Annotated in this window: 20 protein-coding genes; 16 read left to right on the top strand and 4 right to left on the bottom strand. The window is 37.5% G+C overall.

Annotated features, from left to right (window positions below):
• The first annotated feature begins 2 nt into the window (after nt 1-2).
• The 15 genes from AS161_RS03770 (at nt 3) to AS161_RS03840 (ending at nt 15,299) form a co-directional block, all read left to right on the top strand.
• The gene (locus AS161_RS03770; protein WP_011994868.1) at nt 3-347 is read left to right on the top strand and encodes a sodium:proton antiporter; all 345 of its coding nucleotides are present in this window, start codon (nt 3-5) and stop codon (nt 345-347) included.
• Nucleotides 344-1,717 (top strand): proton-conducting transporter membrane subunit, encoded by a 1,374-nt coding sequence (locus tag AS161_RS03775; protein ID WP_164541839.1) that lies wholly within the window; start codon nt 344-346, stop codon nt 1,715-1,717. Before AS161_RS03770 ends, AS161_RS03775 begins: the two co-directional genes overlap by 4 nt.
• A 2-nt stretch (nt 1,718-1,719) precedes the next feature.
• Nucleotides 1,720-3,534: a proton-conducting transporter membrane subunit gene (locus AS161_RS03780; protein ID WP_164541840.1), complete on the top strand. Its 1,815-nt coding sequence runs from the start codon at nt 1,720-1,722 to the stop codon at nt 3,532-3,534.
• Between the two features lie 2 nt (nt 3,535-3,536).
• Nucleotides 3,537-4,412: an NADH-quinone oxidoreductase subunit H gene (locus AS161_RS03785; protein ID WP_164541841.1), complete on the top strand. Its 876-nt coding sequence runs from the start codon at nt 3,537-3,539 to the stop codon at nt 4,410-4,412.
• Nucleotides 4,413-4,440: 28 nt separating this feature from the next.
• Nucleotides 4,441-4,986 (top strand): NADH-quinone oxidoreductase subunit B, encoded by a 546-nt coding sequence (locus AS161_RS03790; protein WP_011994864.1) that lies wholly within the window; start codon nt 4,441-4,443, stop codon nt 4,984-4,986.
• Entirely contained in the window at nt 4,967-5,530 is a 564-nt protein-coding gene (locus AS161_RS03795; protein WP_011994863.1) for an NADH-quinone oxidoreductase subunit C, read from the top strand. Before AS161_RS03790 ends, AS161_RS03795 begins: the two co-directional genes overlap by 20 nt.
• Nucleotides 5,523-6,626 (top strand): NADH-quinone oxidoreductase subunit D, encoded by a 1,104-nt coding sequence (locus AS161_RS03800; RefSeq protein ID WP_011994862.1) that lies wholly within the window; start codon nt 5,523-5,525, stop codon nt 6,624-6,626. The genes AS161_RS03795 and AS161_RS03800 overlap by 8 nt, the downstream gene beginning before the upstream one ends.
• A gap of 17 nt (nt 6,627-6,643) precedes the next feature.
• Nucleotides 6,644-8,491, top strand: a complete 1,848-nt coding sequence (locus AS161_RS03805; RefSeq protein ID WP_164541842.1) for an FAD-dependent oxidoreductase — start codon at nt 6,644-6,646, stop codon at nt 8,489-8,491.
• Between the two features lie 32 nt (nt 8,492-8,523).
• Nucleotides 8,524-9,009: a ferritin family protein gene (locus AS161_RS03810; protein WP_164541843.1), complete on the top strand. Its 486-nt coding sequence runs from the start codon at nt 8,524-8,526 to the stop codon at nt 9,007-9,009.
• Nucleotides 9,010-9,467: 458 nt separating this feature from the next.
• Entirely contained in the window at nt 9,468-10,580 is a 1,113-nt protein-coding gene (locus tag AS161_RS03815; RefSeq protein ID WP_164541844.1) for an ABC transporter substrate-binding protein, read from the top strand.
• 64 nt (nt 10,581-10,644) lie between these two features.
• Nucleotides 10,645-11,766 (top strand): ABC transporter substrate-binding protein, encoded by a 1,122-nt coding sequence (locus tag AS161_RS03820; RefSeq protein ID WP_164541845.1) that lies wholly within the window; start codon nt 10,645-10,647, stop codon nt 11,764-11,766.
• Between the two features lie 123 nt (nt 11,767-11,889).
• Nucleotides 11,890-12,783: a branched-chain amino acid ABC transporter permease gene (locus AS161_RS03825; protein ID WP_164541846.1), complete on the top strand. Its 894-nt coding sequence runs from the start codon at nt 11,890-11,892 to the stop codon at nt 12,781-12,783.
• Nucleotides 12,780-13,826, top strand: a complete 1,047-nt coding sequence (locus AS161_RS03830) for a branched-chain amino acid ABC transporter permease (RefSeq protein WP_164541847.1) — start codon at nt 12,780-12,782, stop codon at nt 13,824-13,826. The genes AS161_RS03825 and AS161_RS03830 overlap by 4 nt, the downstream gene beginning before the upstream one ends.
• On the top strand, nt 13,823-14,602 hold the full coding sequence (locus AS161_RS03835; RefSeq protein ID WP_164541848.1) for an ABC transporter ATP-binding protein: 780 nt from the start codon (nt 13,823-13,825) through the stop codon (nt 14,600-14,602). Before AS161_RS03830 ends, AS161_RS03835 begins: the two co-directional genes overlap by 4 nt.
• Nucleotides 14,595-15,299, top strand: a complete 705-nt coding sequence (locus tag AS161_RS03840; RefSeq protein ID WP_164541849.1) for an ABC transporter ATP-binding protein — start codon at nt 14,595-14,597, stop codon at nt 15,297-15,299. The genes AS161_RS03835 and AS161_RS03840 overlap by 8 nt, the downstream gene beginning before the upstream one ends.
• Here AS161_RS03840 and AS161_RS03845 read toward each other — a convergent pair.
• Nucleotides 15,274-15,951, bottom strand: coding sequence for an endonuclease (locus tag AS161_RS03845; RefSeq protein WP_206518761.1), 678 nt, complete (start codon nt 15,949-15,951; stop codon nt 15,274-15,276). The two genes, AS161_RS03840 and AS161_RS03845, sit on opposite strands and share 26 nt — an antisense overlap.
• A 160-nt stretch (nt 15,952-16,111) precedes the next feature.
• Between AS161_RS03845 and AS161_RS03850 the strand changes: the two genes are divergently transcribed.
• Nucleotides 16,112-16,312, top strand: coding sequence for a cold-shock protein (locus AS161_RS03850; RefSeq protein WP_011994858.1), 201 nt, complete (start codon nt 16,112-16,114; stop codon nt 16,310-16,312).
• Nucleotides 16,313-16,369: 57 nt separating this feature from the next.
• On the opposite strand, the gene AS161_RS03855 is transcribed toward AS161_RS03850, so the two are convergent.
• The 3 genes from AS161_RS03855 to AS161_RS03865 all read right to left on the bottom strand — a co-directional run bounded on the left by AS161_RS03855 (nt 16,370) and on the right by AS161_RS03865 (nt 19,040).
• Complete coding sequence (locus AS161_RS03855; protein ID WP_011994857.1) at nt 16,370-16,810, bottom strand: PIN domain-containing protein; 441 nt, start codon at nt 16,808-16,810, stop codon at nt 16,370-16,372.
• On the bottom strand, nt 16,797-17,066 hold the full coding sequence (locus tag AS161_RS03860) for a DUF6364 family protein (RefSeq protein WP_011994856.1): 270 nt from the start codon (nt 17,064-17,066) through the stop codon (nt 16,797-16,799). The genes AS161_RS03855 and AS161_RS03860 overlap by 14 nt, the downstream gene beginning before the upstream one ends.
• Nucleotides 17,067-17,192: 126 nt before the next feature.
• Complete coding sequence (locus AS161_RS03865; RefSeq protein WP_164541850.1) at nt 17,193-19,040, bottom strand: ABC transporter substrate-binding protein; 1,848 nt, start codon at nt 19,038-19,040, stop codon at nt 17,193-17,195.
• Nucleotides 19,041-19,045 lie beyond the last annotated feature (5 nt).

The following is a 19,045-nucleotide window of genomic DNA, read 5'->3' on the forward strand; positions in this document are numbered from 1 at the left end:
ACATGATATACTACATTACATTTATAATAATGGGAATTGGTATATACGGTATAGTTTCACAGAAAAACATGTTTAAACAGCTCATTTCTCTTTCAATCATTGATACTGCTGTAAACATCTTTGTGATTTCACTTGGTTATTTGGAAGGCATGGAAGCACCAATATATTCAATGGTCACTCCAACAGCAAAATTTGTTGACCCATTACCACAAGCACTTATCTTAACCGCCATCGTTATAGGTGTTGGAACATTGGCAATTGGCTCAATGCTTTTAGTACATTTGAAAGAGGAATATGGTTGTCTAAACGCTGATGAAATTCGCGCAGCAAGGGAAGTGATAGAATGAGCGCATTACTTATCGCTGTTCCGTTGGCTTTCGCATTTGCAAGTTTACCACACAAAAAGTTAGGAAATTACTTCTTCACGTTCGTAACGTTGTTCAATATATTGGCACTTTTGCTTTACTTGAAACCTACGCAATTAGTTGAAATTGGCGGATGGAGTGCTGCATACGGTATCGCACTCGTACTTGATAGTGTCAGTTATCCATTTTTAATATTTGTAAACGCTATCTTGTTAGTTATTTCTTTGACAGCAAACCTTGAGGAAAAATACGGCACCTTAATGCTTGTTCTAACAGCTGCTTTGAATGGTATTATTCTCACTGGCGACTTTTTCAATTCGTTCGTTTTCTTTGAAATAATTGCTGCAGTCGCTTATATAATTGCAAGTCACAAGAATAATTCTTACGGTGCATTTAAATACTTGATTTTCGGTGGCGTAGGTGGAACACTTTACCTAATCGGCGCGGTTATGACGTACATAAAAGCTGGAACTTTGAATATGGCATACGCTGGGTTTATCATCGATCCTTCTGTGGTTCCAGTTATAACTGTGTTTTTCTTGATAGCTCTCTTAATAGAATTAAAAGTCTTACCGCTTGGTTTATGGGCTCCGGATGTATATTCTAATGGTAGCTCAATCACCCCTGTTGTACTTGGTAGCGCTGTCACAGTGTCTATGGTCTATCTTTTCTCAAGGATATTTTTTAATGTCCTTGGATTTGAGCATACAAAATTAGTAAGTATACTTGCTATGGTTTCTATAATAATAGCTCAACTTGGTGCTTTAAAGCAGAAAAATCTTGGAAGGGCTCTTGCTTTTGCAGCTATCGCTGGGGTAAGCGTTGTTGTCGCAGGTTTGGCAACAGCAAACGAAGAAGTTATATCAGCTTCTTACTTTTATCTATTCAACGATGCTATCTCAAAGATAATACTCTTTACAGTATTCGCTTACACAGGTCATAGGGGATTTAAAAATGATAAGACAACAGGCATTATATTCACAATCGCTTCGCTCTCTTTGATAGGATTCCCACTCTTTACGGGTTTTTGGGCAAAGTTCTATTTGATTAAAGCGTTATTCGAAACAGAAAATTATGTTCTTCCAGCAGTTATATTAATATCAACAATCATCGAAGCCGGATATCTTATTAAGTGGAATGTCGACCTTTGGTATAAAGAGCATAAAGCTCAAGAAAGTGAAGAAGAAAATTACATACCATTTGCGGGCCAGCTTGTCTTGTTGTTATTAGCAATGGTGCTTGTTTTAGTTGGATTCTTACCAGATATTATTTACTCCCAGACAAATAGCATAGCAACTCATGTCCTTGACGCAAAAACATACATGGACGTTATATTGAAAGGGGGTATGTGATAATGCAAACACTTATACTTTATATGGCAATCGGTTCGTTAGTTAGCTTTTTGCTTTCAAAGATAAATAAACACATCGGCCCTGTTGTAATGTTTGCGCTTTCTATATACGCTCTTATAAGTCTTTGGAATATGCCGACAAATACGGTAGAATCACTTTTTGGTTTTGAAAACGTTTTGCAACTTACAGCAATGGGAAAGTACTTTGCAATACTATCACTAATCGTCTTTGCAAATTTTTCGTTCTTTAACATTTCTTGGATTTCAAAAGCAAAAAATCCACATGCGTTTAACGCTCTTTCGGTAATAACCATGCTTGGTACAATTGGAGTATTTTTTTCCTCACATTTGATAGTGCTTTACATCTTCTGGGAAATTGCTGTTTTAGGCTCACTTTTCATTGTTCCGATGGGTAAAGAAGAGTCAAGGAAAGCAACAATATGGTACGTTGTTATAAGTGCGATTGGTACTTATATGTTCCTGTACGGTGCATTTTTACTTTACTCAAAATTCGGTACATTCAACATATTTGAAATCGGAAATGAATTACAAAATACATCATTAGGTTTCAGATGGGCAGTAGTTATTTTGTTGTTAAGTGCTGGTATAGCAAAGAGTGGTATATTTCCACTCCACACTTGGCTTAGGAATGTGCACGGCAATGCGCCTGATACATTCAGTGCTGTGCTCTCTGGCCAGCTTGTGAAGATGGGGTCATACATCCTCGCACTTGTTCTCACTGTTTTCCCAATAGCTTCCATGTTCAGCCAGTTCTACAATGGAGTTAATTTACTCTCTTACATACTCATCTGGCTTGGCAATCTGTCTATACTCATAGGAACACTTATGGCAATAAAACAGAACGATATGAAGATGCTCATTGCATATTCAACAGTAGCAAATGGCGGATATATACTCATAGGTCTCGCGACACTTGATAATGTAGGATACGCAGGTGGTTTGTTCCACGTTATCAACCACGCCCTTGCAGCAACGATGATATTTTTATCCTTTGCAGCAGTTGTTTATAGAACCGGCACAACAAAGATAGACGAATTAGGTGGACTTATCCACAGAATGCCGATAACGTTTGTTACATACCTTGTTGGTATTATCTCCTTAGCTGGAATCCCGCCGACAAGTGGGTTTATATCAAAGTGGATGATTTTCCAATCACTTGTCTCAAGAGGCATGTTTGTAACCGAGATGTTTGTTTTTATAGGTAGCATTGGTTCTTTCTTGTATGTTTTTAGACCACTCGCGGGCGTATTTCTCGGTCAGCTAAAAAGTGCCCATAAAGAAGTAAAAGAAGCACCGATATTTATGACAATCCCAATGATTATATTGGTTATTTTAACGGTTCTTTGGGGTATACTCCCACAGCAAGTGCTTATATGGATAACAGACATCCAAAAAGAATTTGGCATGGAACCATTTAAATTCGAAGGCACAAAACTGTACACAAGCATGGGCTATTGGGATACTTGGACAGTCTTTGTAATGTTTGCTGTTGGATTCATAATCGCGGCAGTCATATACGTACTCATGCCAAAGGGTAAGAAAATCCCTCTCGAAGACCAGTACACATCTGGAGAATTTTTACACAATTTCGATCTGTACCATTATGCAACAAAGTTCTATGCTTTCTTGGAAAGAGAATACGAAGGGCATCCTTCATTCGAAAATCTGTATATGTCTTTTGTCAACGTATTGAAAGCGATAGGAAAAGGCATCGATTACTTCGCACGTAGAACTGCTTCCGCTTACTTATTCTGGACAGCGGTCGTTCTCGCATTACTATTGTGGGTGAGGTGGTAACCATGACAGCAGTTAGAGTCGCCGGAGTTTTATTAACAGCGTTCTTCTTTGGAATTACATTCGAAGGTATAGGTAGAAAAGTCACCGCAAGAATTCAAAAAAGATATGGACCACCATGGTATCAAAACTTTATAGATTTGTTCAAAACACTCACAAAACATGGCTGGACACATGGTTGGATATTTGATTTTGGTGTTTTAATGGCTCTCGGTGGAGTCATCGCTACGCTTTCCTTTGTACCACTTGGAAATCTCGTCGCATTTCCTGGGCTTGATAACTTCTTCGTTATAGTCTACTTATTCACAGTAGGTGCACTTGGTATGGCTATGGGTATGGTCGGTACAGGCAATCCATGGGCTTCCATAGGTGTCGCAAGGGCACTTACATTGATGCTTGGATACGAAGTACCTTACTTAATAACAATAACTTCACTTTTGTATTTCTACAGAACATCAAACATAACTGCGATAATACAAGCTCAAGCTGATGGATGGAACCTTTTCAAATTCCCAATTGGTGCACTAGTAGCGTTTATTTCACTCCAAGGCATGCTTGGCAAAGAACCATTCGAAGCACCAATCGCTCCATCGGAAATCGCGTCAGGTCCGATGGTTGAACTTTCAGCGAAATACATGGGACTTCTCATGCTCATGAACTCATTCATGGAATTTGTTGAAATCAGTCTCTTTGTTGATTTCTTCCTTGGTGGCGGAACGTACTTTGTGTTCCTTTTGAAGTATTTAATCGTTTGGATTCTGGCAGTTATGATATCCTCGGTATTACCACGCTTCAGGATAGAGCAAGCAGTTGCATTCTACTGGACTGTACCTATAATTTTGGCATTTGTCCAAGCATTTATCGTAGTTAATCTAAAATGAAACATCAACAAATCGGGAGGTGTAATGAATGTCAAAGATAGACGAAAGAAGTGTTTGGGAGAAGATAGCAGACCAACTCAGAAGTCGTTCAATGTGGATGTTGCATTACTGTACAGGTTGTGGTGCAGTAGAACTTCCACCATCAATGACTTCGAGATTTGATATGGAACGATTAGGCATGGGCCCAATGGCAACGCCAAGACAAGCCGATATCTTTTTAATCACTGGTTACCTAAGTGCAAAGACACTCAGGAGAGTTATATACACATACGAAAAAATGGCTGACCCAAAATACGTCATCGGTTTTGGTTCATGTACAATCAACGGTGGTATATACTACGACTCCTACTCAACGATAAATAGACTCGATTATTACATTCCAGTTGACTTGTACATTGCAGGTTGTATGCCAAGACCTGAAGCGATACTCAACGCATTCAACCAATTGATGGAGATGATTAGAAAAGGCGAAGCAAATGGCTGGAAGAGATACAAAGAAAATTACGAATGGTACAAGCAGAACCAAATAAGGAGTCTCGGTGAGGTGATTGTACATGACGAATTCCATGAATAATGTTCAAGAAATACTTGAAAGTATTAAAAATGCTTACGGTGTTGAAATATTACAAATCGACACAAGACAATACAAAATAATATCTCAACCAGAAAAGACTATACCATTACTTACGCATCTGAAATCACAAGGTTATTCACATTTATCTATTCTCACATGCGTTGACTGGATAGAACAAAAGAAATTTGAGTTGGTATACATACTCATGAACTGGTCGAATGGCGTCACATTCCTTGTATCAACGTTCATAGATAGGGATAACCCTGTATTCACAACAGTAAAAGATATGTGGCCAACAGCAGAATGGTATGAAAGAGATGTTCATGAGTTCTTTGGTGTCGAATTTGAAGGTAACGAAAACTGCAAAAAACCGATGATATTAGAAGTATGGAACGACTTACCACCTTTGAGAAAAGATTTCGACCCATTGAAATACTCAAAAGAGCATTATCCAGATAGAGAATACGAAAAAGATGTCATACACGAAGCAAAGATTATCAGAGCTGATATTGAAAAACAAACAGGGGGCGAGTTAAATGGGTGAAGTAAAACTATTCTTTGGACCTAACCACCCTGGAATGCACGGTAATTTCAGCGTACACATGTACGTTGAAGGAGATATAGTTGTAAAGGCAAGACCTCTTCCAGGCTTTTTGCACAGAGGTTTTGAAAAACTTATGGAAAGAAGACTCTGGTATCAAAATTTAGCGCTTATACCGAGAATTTGTGTTCCTGAACCTGATATAAACGAAGCATGTTACGCTATGGCAATAGAAAAGATTGCAAAAGTTGAGGTACCTGAACGTGCGCAATGGATAAGGATGCTTGTCTTAGAATTGGCAAGAATTGCAAATCACCTGTGGAGTTTTGGAGGAATTGGTGGAGCACTTGGTATGTACACAAGCATGTTCTGGTCTGTTAGTGATAGGGACAGGGTGCTCGATATATTCGAAGAATTGACTGGAGCAAGGATATACCACATGTACATAATACCTGGTGGTGTTAGAAAAGATTTGACACCAGGATTGGAAGATAAAATCAGAAAACTTATGGATTACATAGAAGAAAAATTACCTGAATACGAAACGTTCATATTGAAAAATAGAATACTCCATACAAGGCTCAAAGGTATAGCAAAGATAGATACAGAGACATGTCTCAAAATCGGTGTTACAGGTATAGGTCTTAGAGCAACTGGTGTACCTTACGATATAAGGAAAGTTGATCCGTATCTATTCTACGATAAAGTTGAATTTGATATCCCAACAGCAACAGAAGGAGACGCTTACGCAAGAATAAGCTTGAAACCAAAGGAAATCAGACAGAGTATAAGGATTATAAGGCAAATCCTCGAGAAGATGCCTACCGGACCTGTTAATGTGAGAATATCCGATGGCAACGGTTTAAGGATAAGAGTACCAAAAGGTATGGCATACGCACGTGTAGAATCTACTCGTGGTGAGTATGGTTATCTTGTTGTATCAGATGGTGGAGAAACACCGTACAGAGTAGCGGTGCGTGGTGCTTCGTATCCTCAAGGGCTTTACGGTGTTGAACACTTCTTACCAGGTACAAGAATCGATGATGTTCCAATTTGGCTTGACACAATGGGCGTCTGCGCTCCAGAAATCGATAGGTAAAGTTGGGAGGTGTTCAAATGGCTGAAAAGAGTTTTTTCGCTCCTTTGATAGCATGGAAAAATTTGTTTGAAAAGCCAGTAACAATAAGAGTCCCAAAGGAAAAAAGAGAAGCCGCAGAGAGATACAGGGGATTTCACATAAATGATTGGAATAAATGTATCGGTTGTGGTACTTGTGCGAAAATATGTCCAACCGATGCAATAACAATGGTTGAAGTCCCAGATATGAAGCAAGAGTACGGTATGAAACCACAAAGACCAGCTATTGATTACGGAAGATGTAGCTTCTGTGCAATGTGCGTTGATATATGTACAACAGGCTCATTACAAATGACCAGAGAATACATATTCGTATCACCAAATCCAGAAGATTTTTACTATGCTCCAACTGAAAAAGGAATACTCAAGAAGGAACCATCAGAAATCAAGATAGGTTGGACAAGAGAAGATACAAACGACTTACTTGATTTAGACAGAGTTGTACCTGAGCACATGCCAGCTGAAGAAAGAGTTGATTCATTTGTCGAATTTGTTAAAGCGTACAGTAAAGAAGAAGCAATTAAGGAAGCGGCAAGGTGTGTTGAATGCGCTATATGTGTTGATAGATGTCCAGAGCATATGCAAATACCACAATACATAAAATCTATATGGAAAGATGATTTGAAAGACGCACTAAAGTGGCTCTTGAAAGGTGTTGAAGAGCAAAATAACTTTGGCGCTAACCCGCTATCAGGTGTATGTGGTAGGGTATGTACACATAGATGTGAGGAAGTCTGTGCCATTTCACATCGTGGAGAAGCTATAGCAATTAGATGGTTGAAAAGGTACATTGTTGATAACGTGCCAGCAAACCAATGGAGTGACATTGTCAAATTTGAATCACCTAAGAAGAACAAAAAAGTTGGAATTATTGGTAGCGGTCCTGCTGGATTATCCGCAGCGTACTTCCTTGCAACAATGGGTTACGAAGTTGATATTTACGAATCGCTCAATCGCCCCGGTGGTGTTATGAGGTACGGTATTCCAAGATACAGACTGCCAGATGAAGCTCTAGATAAAGATATCGCATTCATTGAATCACTTGGTGTTAGAATTTACACAGGAGTAACCGTTGGAAAAGATATACCCTTCGAAGAATTTAGACAAAAGTACGATGCGATTTTCGTATCAACAGGTCTTACTTTAGGTAGGTCAACAAGGATGCCAGGTTCCGACCATCCTGACGTAGTCCAAGCATTACCATTGTTAAGGGAAATCAGAGATTATCTACGTGGCGAAGGACCAGAACCAAAAATCGCAAGGCGCGTTGTTGTAATTGGTGGTGGAAATGTGGCAATGGATATAGCAAGAAGCTTGGCAAGATTACAGAAGATGAAATACGGAGAAGTAAACGTCACTGTAACTTGTCTTGAAAGAACATTTGACGAAATGCCTGCGGATATGGAAGAAATTGAAGAAGCGCAAGAAGAAGGTGTGAAGATATATCCAGGTTGGGGACCACGTGAAGTTATTTTCTACCCTAACGAAGATAAAATCAAGGGAGTTAAGTGCGTAAAATGTACTGAAGTATTCGACGAAAATAGAAAATTCAACCCAAAATTTGATGAAACAGAAATTTGTTACTACGACGGCGATATGATAATAGAAGCTATCGGGCAAGCGCCAGATTACTCATTCTTGCCAGAAGAATGGAAATCAAAACTCCAATTTGCAGGTCCAAGGATTCTTACCAATAACTTAAGACAAACACAGATACCTTGGCTATTTGCGGGTGGAGATATCGTCAACGGTCCTGATATAATCCATGCTGTAGCGGATGGTTATTGGGCAGCAAGAGGTATCGACCAGTATTTAAGTAATCAATAAAATTCCAACAGCAAAACAAAAGGGGGGAGAATATGTACGATGTCCTAAAGTTAGCCGAAAGTTTCGAAATAGAAGGTTACAAATTCTATAAAAGCAAAGCAACAGAAGTAAAAAGCAAAGCGATAACGGAAATATTTGAATACCTTGCAAATATGGAAAAAGAACACACGGAATTCATTAGAGGATTAATGAAAAGTTTGGAAGAAGGACGAGAGATAGAAAAAATACCGCAGCAAGATACAAAATTTTTCAAAGAAAGGTACGAATCCCAAAGGCTTTCTGAGACATCCCAAGAAGACGATATAGCCGACCTTTCAGTATTAAGAATGGCGTATCTAATTGAAAAAGACTTCATGGAATTTTACACGAAAGCCGCACAAAGTGAGAAAAACGAAAAAGTAAAAGAAATACTTGAGATATTAGCCAAGTGGGAAGAAGGTCACAAAAAAATCATCGAAGAGCAGATGAATTATATAATCGAGAAAAATCACCTTGATTTAGGATTTTACCCATTTTAAAACCAACTTAGCTAGAAAAACCACAGCAAAAGCCCTCATTATCCAATGAGGGCTTTTGTTTTTCTTTACAATCTTTAATATTTTTTAAAAGAAGCATTATACCAATTCTCAACTGAAAACATTTCACATATAAATATCTTTTTTCAATAACTGATAAGCATTTTTGTGAATTTAAAAAAATGTGAATTATCAGAATTTCAAAAATGGAAAAATAAGTATCAGAGCAATGTTTAGAAAAATATGTCAAAGCTTGCTTTTTATACAAAAATTTTCTTTTAGAAGAGATTATATATAAAAAAACAATCAAAATATGGGTTTGGTTATTCCAAATATTTTGTTATAAAATTTAAGAAATATTTTACCAATGTAACAGCTATCATCAAAAACAACTCCTTTGTAACAAATTAATAATAGTAAGCAATTAAAATTTGCACCACACTTCAAAGGGAGGGGTTGCTGTGAAAAAAGTTTTTCTGCTCACCTTTTTGATTCTTAGTATTGCCGTTTTTCCTGCTATAAGGATTGGCGTTTTCGAACCACTCACAGGAGCATTTGCTGCAGGAGGTCAGTTGACAGTAAACGGTATTAAACTCGCCAACGAATTATTCCCAACAGTCTTGAATCAAAAGGTCGAATTGATAATTTTAGACAACAAAACAGACAAAGTAGAGGCAGCGAATGCTGTAACAAGGTTAATACAAGTTTACAACGTCAGTGCTATCATAGGTAGCTATGGAAGTTCTTTGGCAATTCCTGGTAGCGAAGTTGCAAATAAGATGAAAGTACCTATGGTCGGGTGTTCTCCAACGAATCCACTTGTCACAAAAGACAAACCTTATGTCTTCAGAGTTTGTTTCATTGACCCATTCCAAGGAAGGGTTATGGCGAAATTTGCGGTTGAGACGTTAAAAGCAAAAACAGCCTACATAATCCAAGATATATCTTCAGACTACTCAGTTGGTCTTGCTCATTACTTTAGAAACGCATTCATTGAATTTACAAAAGATAGCAAATCAGTACTTGGTGTTGCATCTTATCAAGGTGGGGACCAAGATTTCACAGCACAGTTAACACTCGCCAAAGCAAAGAATCCAGACGTTCTCTTTATACCAGCTGGTTCTTATGGTGACGCTGCACTTATAATGAAACAGGCAAGAGAAATGGGAATCAAAGCAACGTTCCTTGGTGGAGATACCTGGGAAGTTCCTGAGATAATAGAAGTTGCTGGCGATGCAGCCGAAGGCGCATATTTTAGCACTCACTTTGATGAAAAAGTAATGACAACTGAGATGACAAAGAAATTTGTTGAAGCATACAGAAAGAAGTACAACACAGAACCAAATGCATTTGCAGCTCTTGGGTTTGACGCTTATTTACTTATCCTTGATGCAATAACCAGAGCAAAATCTTCAAAACCAGAAGCAATAAAGGAATCTCTAGAAACAACAAAAGGGTTCCAAGGCGCAACCGGTGTGATAACACTTGATGAAAACGGAGACGCTATTAAAGATGCTATAGTTAAGAAGATAGAAAAAGGCGCTTTCAAATTTGTCACTGTTGTTAAACCATAAATTTCTTCACTATTATAGTTTAAAATCAGCAAGAAATAAAAAATTAACTGAAGGGGTGAAAAAAATGAGAAAATTATTAGCTTTGATGATGTCAGTATTATTTATATCTTTGATTTTTGCTGCAAATGAAATTGTTATAGGTGTCACACAACCATTAACAGGAAATTATGCAATGGGCGGACAGCTTGGAATGAGAGGAATAGAAATGGCTTACGAAGAAGTTCCAACTGTTCTTGGAAGACCTATAAAGCTTGTAACATTAGACAATAAGAGTGACAAAATCGAAGCAGCAAATGTTGTGACAAGATTAATTGAACAATTTAAAGTTGTTGCTATACTTGGAACATATTCAAGTGCTCTTGGTATACCAGGGGCTGAGATAGCAAACAAAAATAAAGTGGTCTATATCGCACCATCAAATACAAACCCACTCGTCACAAAAGACAAACCATATGTCTTCAGAGTTTGTTTCATTGATCCATTCCAAGGTACAGTTATGGCAAAATTTGCCGTAAAAAATCTGAAAGCAAAGACTGCAGCAGTAATTTACGATGTCTCAAACGATTATTCGGTTGGTCTTGCTTATTACTTCCGAGACGCATTTATAAAACTTACAGGAGATCCAAAATCTGTTAAAGTGTACATAGCTTATCAAGGTGGTGACCAAGATTTCACAGCACAATTAACGGCAATTAAAAAAGCTAATCCTGATGTCATATTTGTTCCAGCGGGCATTGTTGGCGATGCCGCATTAATTGCAAAACAAGCGAGAGAACTTGGATTAAAACAACCACTACTAGGTGGAGACACTTGGGACTTACCACAACTTATAGAAATTGGTGGTCCAGCTGTAGAAGGCGCATACTACAGCACCATGTTTGATGTGAAAGCAGAGCTTTCAGATAAAACAAGACCATTTGTTGAAAAGTATAGGAAGAAATACAATGAAGATCCTGGTTACTTACCAGCTCTTGCGTACGATGCGTACATGGTTTTAATTGATGCCATCCAAAGAGCAAAATCAGATAAACCAGAAGATATAAGAAGAGCGTTGCTCACTACGGATTATATAGGTGTATCTGGAAGAATCAGATTTGACCAAAATAGAGATGCTATAAAAGATGCTGTCATAAAAACAATAAAGAACGGAAAATTTGAATTTGTTACCGTAATCAAAGGAGATTAATGACATCAATAAAATATCTGGCGGTCGATAGTGATATCGGCCGCCCTTTCAAATAATATTCAAATAATATTTATTTTTCACTTTTTTATCTTCTGAGTCTTCGAACTTTTGGGAGGTGCTGTAATGGATTGGAGTTTATTTATGCAACATATGGTCAATGCGATTTCATTAGGTTTTGTCTTTGGACTTGTTGCAGTAGGTTACGCACTTGTTTATGGTGTTGTAAAACTTGTTAATTTCGCGCACGGTGACGTATTTATGATGGCTGCGTATTTTATGTTTTATACTTCTCTCATATTTGGTGCACCATGGCTCAGCGCGGTTATAATCGGTATTGTTCTCACCTCACTACTCGGCGTTGGGATTGAAAAAGTAGCTTACAAACCATTAAGAAAATATCCAAGAATTAACTCACTTGTTTCATCAATAGGCATGTCTTTCTTACTTCAAAATTTCGCAGTTGTTGTTTTTGGTGGAATACAGAGGTCTTTCCCTGTTCCTGAACCGATGAAAAAAACACTAATATTCGGTGAAGTTCGTGTCCAAGCAGTTTCTATTTATACTATTATATTCTCGATAGTAGTAGTTTTAATACTAACCTTCATATTACAAAAAACAAAAATAGGTCTTGCGATGCGTATCCTCTCAAGAGATTTTGATACAGCTAGACTGATGGGAATAAATGTTAACAAAACGATTTCATTTACATTTGCTCTTGGTTCCGCACTCGCAGCTGTTAGTGCCGTATTTTGGGCACTTAGGTATCCGCAAATATTCCCATTTATGGGTCAATACCCAGGAAGCCGTGCGTTTATAGCTGCCGTTGTTGGTGGTATCGGCAGTTTAAAAGGCGCGCTCATCGGTGGATTTGTACTTGGGGTGTTAACAGTTCTTCTTCCAGCGTTTTTCCCAGAGTATTCTGGCTATAGAGAAGCGTTTATATTTGCATTATTAGTTTTAGTTTTAATCTTCAAGCCAAATGGTCTATTTGGCCAGGAGGCAGGTGAAAAAGCATGAGTCGAACAAAGAGAGTCGTGCTTAGTGTTATGCTCATAATTTTTATCTATGTATTTGTCTTCTTTGCAGAAAAATATATGGATCCATTCATTAAACGTATTTTGAATACCGGTTTTATATACGTTATATTAGCCGTTAGTCTGAATTTAATCAACGGGTTTACAGGTCAATTCTCACTTGGTCATGCCGGTTTTATGGCAATAGGTGCTTACACTTCTGCTTTGCTTTATATGTCACCCGAAAATAAGCTATCTAACTTCTTTATGGAACCACTCATATCACCACTTGATAAAATTCAAATACCGTTCTTCTGGGCAATAATCGTTGGTGGCTTGATGGCAGCTCTTGCCGGTTTTATCGTTGGTGCGCCGTGTTTGAGAGTTAAAGGTGACTATCTCGCTATTGTTACGTATGGATTCTCAGAAATAATTAGATCACTTTTCAATAACCTCCAAAACATAACAAACGGTCCACTTGGTTTAAAAGGGCTCCCAACTCACACAAATCTATGGTGGACAGTTAGCTGGGCAATAATCACTGTAATTGTTATCAGACGAATTGTTGATAGTTCTTATGGAAGAGCGTTAAAAGCCATTCGCGACGACGAGGTTGCGGCAGAAAACCTTGGAATAAATCTCTTTAAACACAAAGTCCTTGCGTTTGTTGTTGGAGCATTCTTCGCTGGTATTGCTGGCGGATTGCTTGGCAGTTTACTTATGACAATTGACCCGAACTCTTTCAGTATATTATTCACATATCAAATTATCACAATAATACTTCTTGGTGGACTTGGTAACATCACTGGAAGTGTTATCGTTGGTATAGGTTTTGCATTCTTGATGGAAGGTCTAAGGTTTGTCGAAATGCCTATGAAAATATTCGGTATAACAATACCAGGTATATTAGGTATGCGCATGCTTATCTTCTCTATCTTACTTATGATTACTATCCTATTCTTTAGGCAAGGATTGTTTGGTCAAAGAGAATTCAGTTGGGAAGCAGTCGCACGCTTGTTTAATAGAAAGAAGGTGACCAAACAATGAAAAATACTGTCTTGAAAATGGAACATGTTACGAAGCGTTTTGGCGGTCTTACCGCTGTTTCCGATTTTAACCTAGATTTGAAAGAAGGGGAATTGTTAGGTTTAATAGGTCCAAACGGTGCTGGAAAAACGACAATATTCAACTTGATAACACATGTCTTCCCGGTCAGTGAAGGTAAAATAGAGTTTTTAGGGAAGGACATTACTAAATCAACAACAGATAGAATAATACGAATGGGAGTTGCGAGAACATTCCAAAATATAAGGCTTTTCGTTAATATGACTGTTAAAGAAAACATAATGACTGCATTCCATGCGCATCTTAAATCAGATTTATTTACCGCGATAGGTTTTCTACCGAAGTATCAAAAAGAAGAAGAATATATACAAGAGAAAACATATGAGCTAATGAAAGAAGTTGGAATTGAGCATCTTGCAGATTACAAATCAAGCTCACTCCCATACGGTTTACAAAGAAAATTAGAAATAGCAAGGGCGCTTGCAACCAATCCAAAACTTTTATTGTTAGACGAGCCAGCAGCTGGTATGAACCCTGATGAAACCCTTGAGCTGAACCAATTGATTTTGAGAATAAGAGAAAAATATAAATTGACAATAATTGTAATTGAACACGATATGAAAGTTATAATGAACATATGTGAGAGAATCATAGTGCTTGACCATGGTGTGACGATAGCGGAAGGAACACCTGAACAGATACAAAATAACCCAGAAGTTATAAAAGCTTACTTAGGCGCAGGTGATGAAGATGCTTGAGATTAATGACCTTCATGTTTACTACGGTGGTATACATGCTATAAAAGGTATAACGATGAAAGTCGAAGAAGGAAAGATTATTTCACTTATTGGCGCAAACGGTGCTGGAAAATCCACGACGCTTAGAACCATATGTGGTTTGAAGGAAGCTTCAAGAGGAAGCATAAAATACAACGGTAAAGAATTGACAAAACTCGATACAAGTGAAATTGTAAAACTTGGGATAACTATGGTACCTGAAGGCAGAAGAGTCTTTTCAAACCTTACAGTATATGAAAATTTGTTAGCTGGAGCTTATCTAAGAAAAGATAAAGATGGAATAAAAAAAGATATAGAATACGTTTTCGATCTATTCCCAAGATTAAAAGAAAGAATGAACCAGAGAGCTGGAACACTATCTGGTGGAGAACAGCAGATGTTAGCAATAGGAAGAGCCCTTATGTCTAGACCAAAGCTATTACTCTTTGATGAACCATCTCTTGGACTTGCCCCTGTTATAGTTAAAGAAGTTTTCAAATTGATAAAGAGAATTCACAGTGAAGGTGTTACGATTTTCTTAGTTGAGCAGAACGCTTTTGAAGCGCTTAAACTTGCTGATTACGCTTACGTACTTGAAACTGGTAGAATCGTACTTGAAGGTACAGGAAAAGACCTATTAGAAGACGAACGCGTTAGAAAGGCTTATCTTGGTGGTTAAACAAGCAAAAATCAATTGGGCAAATATCGCATTTTGGTTTACTTGTGCAGTATAATTTAGCGTGTTCAACAATAAGGCCGTGGAACTCTTGATAGAGCTCCACGGTTTTTTTATAATTATCCTCGAAAAATTCTCTGTATTCATCGTAATCGTTAAATTCTATACCAAAAATCCGTTTGAGTAATCTTTTTGTATAAGCGTCTATAACAAATATAGGTTTCTCGAATGCATAAAGAATTATTGAATCGGCAGTTTCTTTGCCTATTCCGTTAATTTCCAGTAATTCTTTTCTCAATTCAAAGGCATCTTTCTCAGCGATTTTGTCTAATTTAAATTCGTAATTTGCAAGCCAATTTAATAATTGTCTCAACCTTTTAGCCTTTATATTGTAAAACCCCGCAGGGCGTATTAAATTAGTTAACTGCTCATCTGGAAGGTTGTGTAAACAAATTAATATATCACCTGAACACACTTCTTTTATATTATTTAAAGCCCTTTCGACGTTCTTCCAATTCGTATTCTGAGTAAGAACAGCAGATACAATTATTTCTTCACGTTCTCCAGGCCACCATTTCCCCAAAGATCCGTGAATTCCCTTTAGGATGGAATAAAAATTCTGAAAAGCTATTTTTTTATTTTCCAAATTCTCCACAGTCCTTCCCCCGCATACTTAGTTATTAATTTAGCCAAAAAGATTATACCACAAAAATAATCTATTGACTTTTTTTCCGTAGAGGTGTATAATGAATCATCACGTTGCGAGGGGAAAAGCAAAGTGAAAAAAGCAAAAAAGATTTTAGGAGGCAGTACACATGAAAGGTACAGTTAAGTGGTTTGATTCTTCAAAGGGTTACGGATTCATCACAGGAGAGAACGGACAAGACGTTTTTGTTCACTTCAGCGCCATTCAAATGGATGGTTTTAAAACACTCAAAGAAGGCGACAAAGTCGAATTCGACATCCAAAACGGACAAAAAGGTCCTCAAGCAGCAAACGTTAAATTAGTAAAATAATAGCTAAGAGGATAATCAAGCCCCCATACGGGGGCTTTTTTGCTATTTTTTATAAGTTCAACTCTGTAAAAAAGGATTTAATACTTTTAACTTACCAAAGTATTGACCTGAATTCAAATCCTCACTCCACAATATTGAACATCCTAAATTTTTAGCACTACAAATTATCAAAGAGTCCCAAAATGAAATTTTATATCTTTGTGAAATTTTGATAGCTTCCAAAATATCACTAACTTCTATTGTGTATACCTTCCAAAAACTTAAATCCGATATGATTTGAGCTGCGGTGTTGTAATCTAAAGGATTTTTAACTTTCTTTGTCACAACAACAAAAAACTCTTGAAAAACTTGAGTACTTAATGCTCCATTTCCTTTTTTCCATAAATTCTCTAAAATGCGCTTGGCTGTAATATGTTTTTGACCGGCCGATTCATCGTACGCATATACCAAAATGTTAGTATCAACGAATTCATATTTTGTTTCTTTATACTCTTTCATGCAAATCCTCTCTCTTCCAAGATGTGTTCCCTTCTGTTCCTAAGTCAAATCCTTTCTCCAAAAGTTTAAGGGCTCTCTGTTGAACTTTTTGATACAAACTCTCTTTTTTTACAAGCTCTTCTAAAAAACCTTTAACCAAAGCCGAAATTGATGTATTTCTTTCAACAGCTATATGCTTTACTTGCAAAATAAGATTTTTAGGAATTGAAAGCGTAATGTTTTGATATTCTTCTTTGTGGCTTTCACGTTTTCTCATAATCTCACCTCCATATAAATTAGTTTATCACTTATTTATATGAAAATCAACAAAATATGTGTTTAATGTTATTTGAAAATTTAAGCCCCCATACGGGGGCTTTTTTGTTGGATTTTTATTCAATTGTTATTGCTGCTTATACAATTCAAAGTAATCATTTCCCGGCCTCATTGGATTTTCATACCAACCTTTTACCCATGCCCTCTGGACTCTAACTCCAACTGGTTGATAAACTGGAATGCTTATATAGTTGTCAATTGCAAATTTTTGAATTTGTACGTAAAGCTTCTTTCTTTCATCTGGGTCTGAAGAATTCCTCGCGGCTTCGATAAGTTCATCAAGACTCTTTCCACCAAGTTCTTTTCGAGGTGCACTGACAAATTTCTTGAAGTTTTCGCCTTGCCTTGGTGCGTATGTACCTGCCGAATGGTAGAATGTGAATATAAAGTTATCTGGGTCTGGGAAGTCAGCTAACCAGTTGAATATAGGCATTGGAAGTTCTGCTTTTCTCATCGCATCAAGATAGCTCGGCCAGTTGAGTGCAACAACATCAACTTTTATCTTACCCGATCCAATCATTTCAAGATACGTCTTTATCATTTCCGCAATTCTTTGCCTCATCATGTTACCTGTGTTGTAAGCAATTGAGAATTTTAAACCAACTTTGAGAGCCTTCCCATCCCACGCTTTTTCAAGAGCTTTTCTTGCCTCTGTAACGTTAAATTTGTAAAGTGGGAGTGTAGGGTCAAAACCGAGCAAGGTATTTGGCAAAGCAGCAGGAACTCTTATTCCATAACCTTTTAAAACATCTCTAACAACTGCATCGTAGTTTATAACGTAAGATATTGCCTTTCTTGCATTTATATCGCTGAAGAAATCAGGTGGCATTCCATTCCCGTCCCACTTTCCACTGCCAATATACTTACTATTTGGTGAAACAGACCAAGAAAATCCAACTACCGTTACAGAAAGTGAAGGAATATTCTCAATTATCTGGATGTCTTTATTTCCTCTAATTTGGTCAAGGTATTCGAGCACAATCGCTATATCATCTGCATCGCCTTTTTCAAGCATTAATTTTCTTGTTCCCCACTCGCTAACCGTCATTATAACTACTTTCTTAATCCTTGGTTCGCCTCTCCAGTAATCTTTATTTGCTTCCAACAAAACTTTTCTATTAGTTCTATCCCATTCGACAAGTTTATACGGTCCTGTACCTATAGCTGTGGCATAAATTGGTGATTTCTCTTTTGCGATATTCCTATATTTCCACCATGTATCAGGTTTACCATCCCACAAACCAAGTTTTATAGACGTCTCCTTATCCAAAACAGCGGACCAACCAACGGTATGTGCCATAATCGTTAAGAATGGACCGTATGGCCTTACAAGTTTAAAAACAACATTATTTCCGTCAACCTCTATCGCTGGGTCTATAACGTTTTTGTACATCTCAACAAGTTTATCTTTATACTGTGGTAATGGCTCTCCGTCTTTAAATATTTCTGATACTGGCTTCCCAACGTACTTTTCTATCATCTCGTTCAGTGAGTTAACACCAAATATCGCATTCCAGAGCATCCACATAGGTCCGCCTGCTGGATCATACAAAAGCCCTCTTTCAAAAGAGTATTCAACATCTTCTGGTGTCAGGTCAGAACCGTTGTGGAATTTGACACTTTTTCTTATTGGAAACACATAAGTTTTCCCACCATCTTTAATAAGTCCGTTTTTCACAGATGGTACTTCTGTGGCAAGCCTTGGCTCAAATTCCGTTAAACTACTCTTTTTGTAAGCTATCAAACTTTCGTATACGTTATAAATAACCTCCCCACTTACAGTATCATACGCTTGGTGAATATCGAGTGTGTCAGGTTCTCCCACACCAACTGATACGTAAATTGTCGGATCAAAAGCGGCAAATATTGAAACAGCAGCCAAAACAACAAACACTAACAGCAACCTTCTTAGCATTCTAT

It is taken from the genome of Fervidobacterium sp. 2310opik-2 (genome assembly GCF_011057735.1).
GTDB lineage: Bacteria > Thermotogota > Thermotogae > Thermotogales > Fervidobacteriaceae > Fervidobacterium > Fervidobacterium nodosum.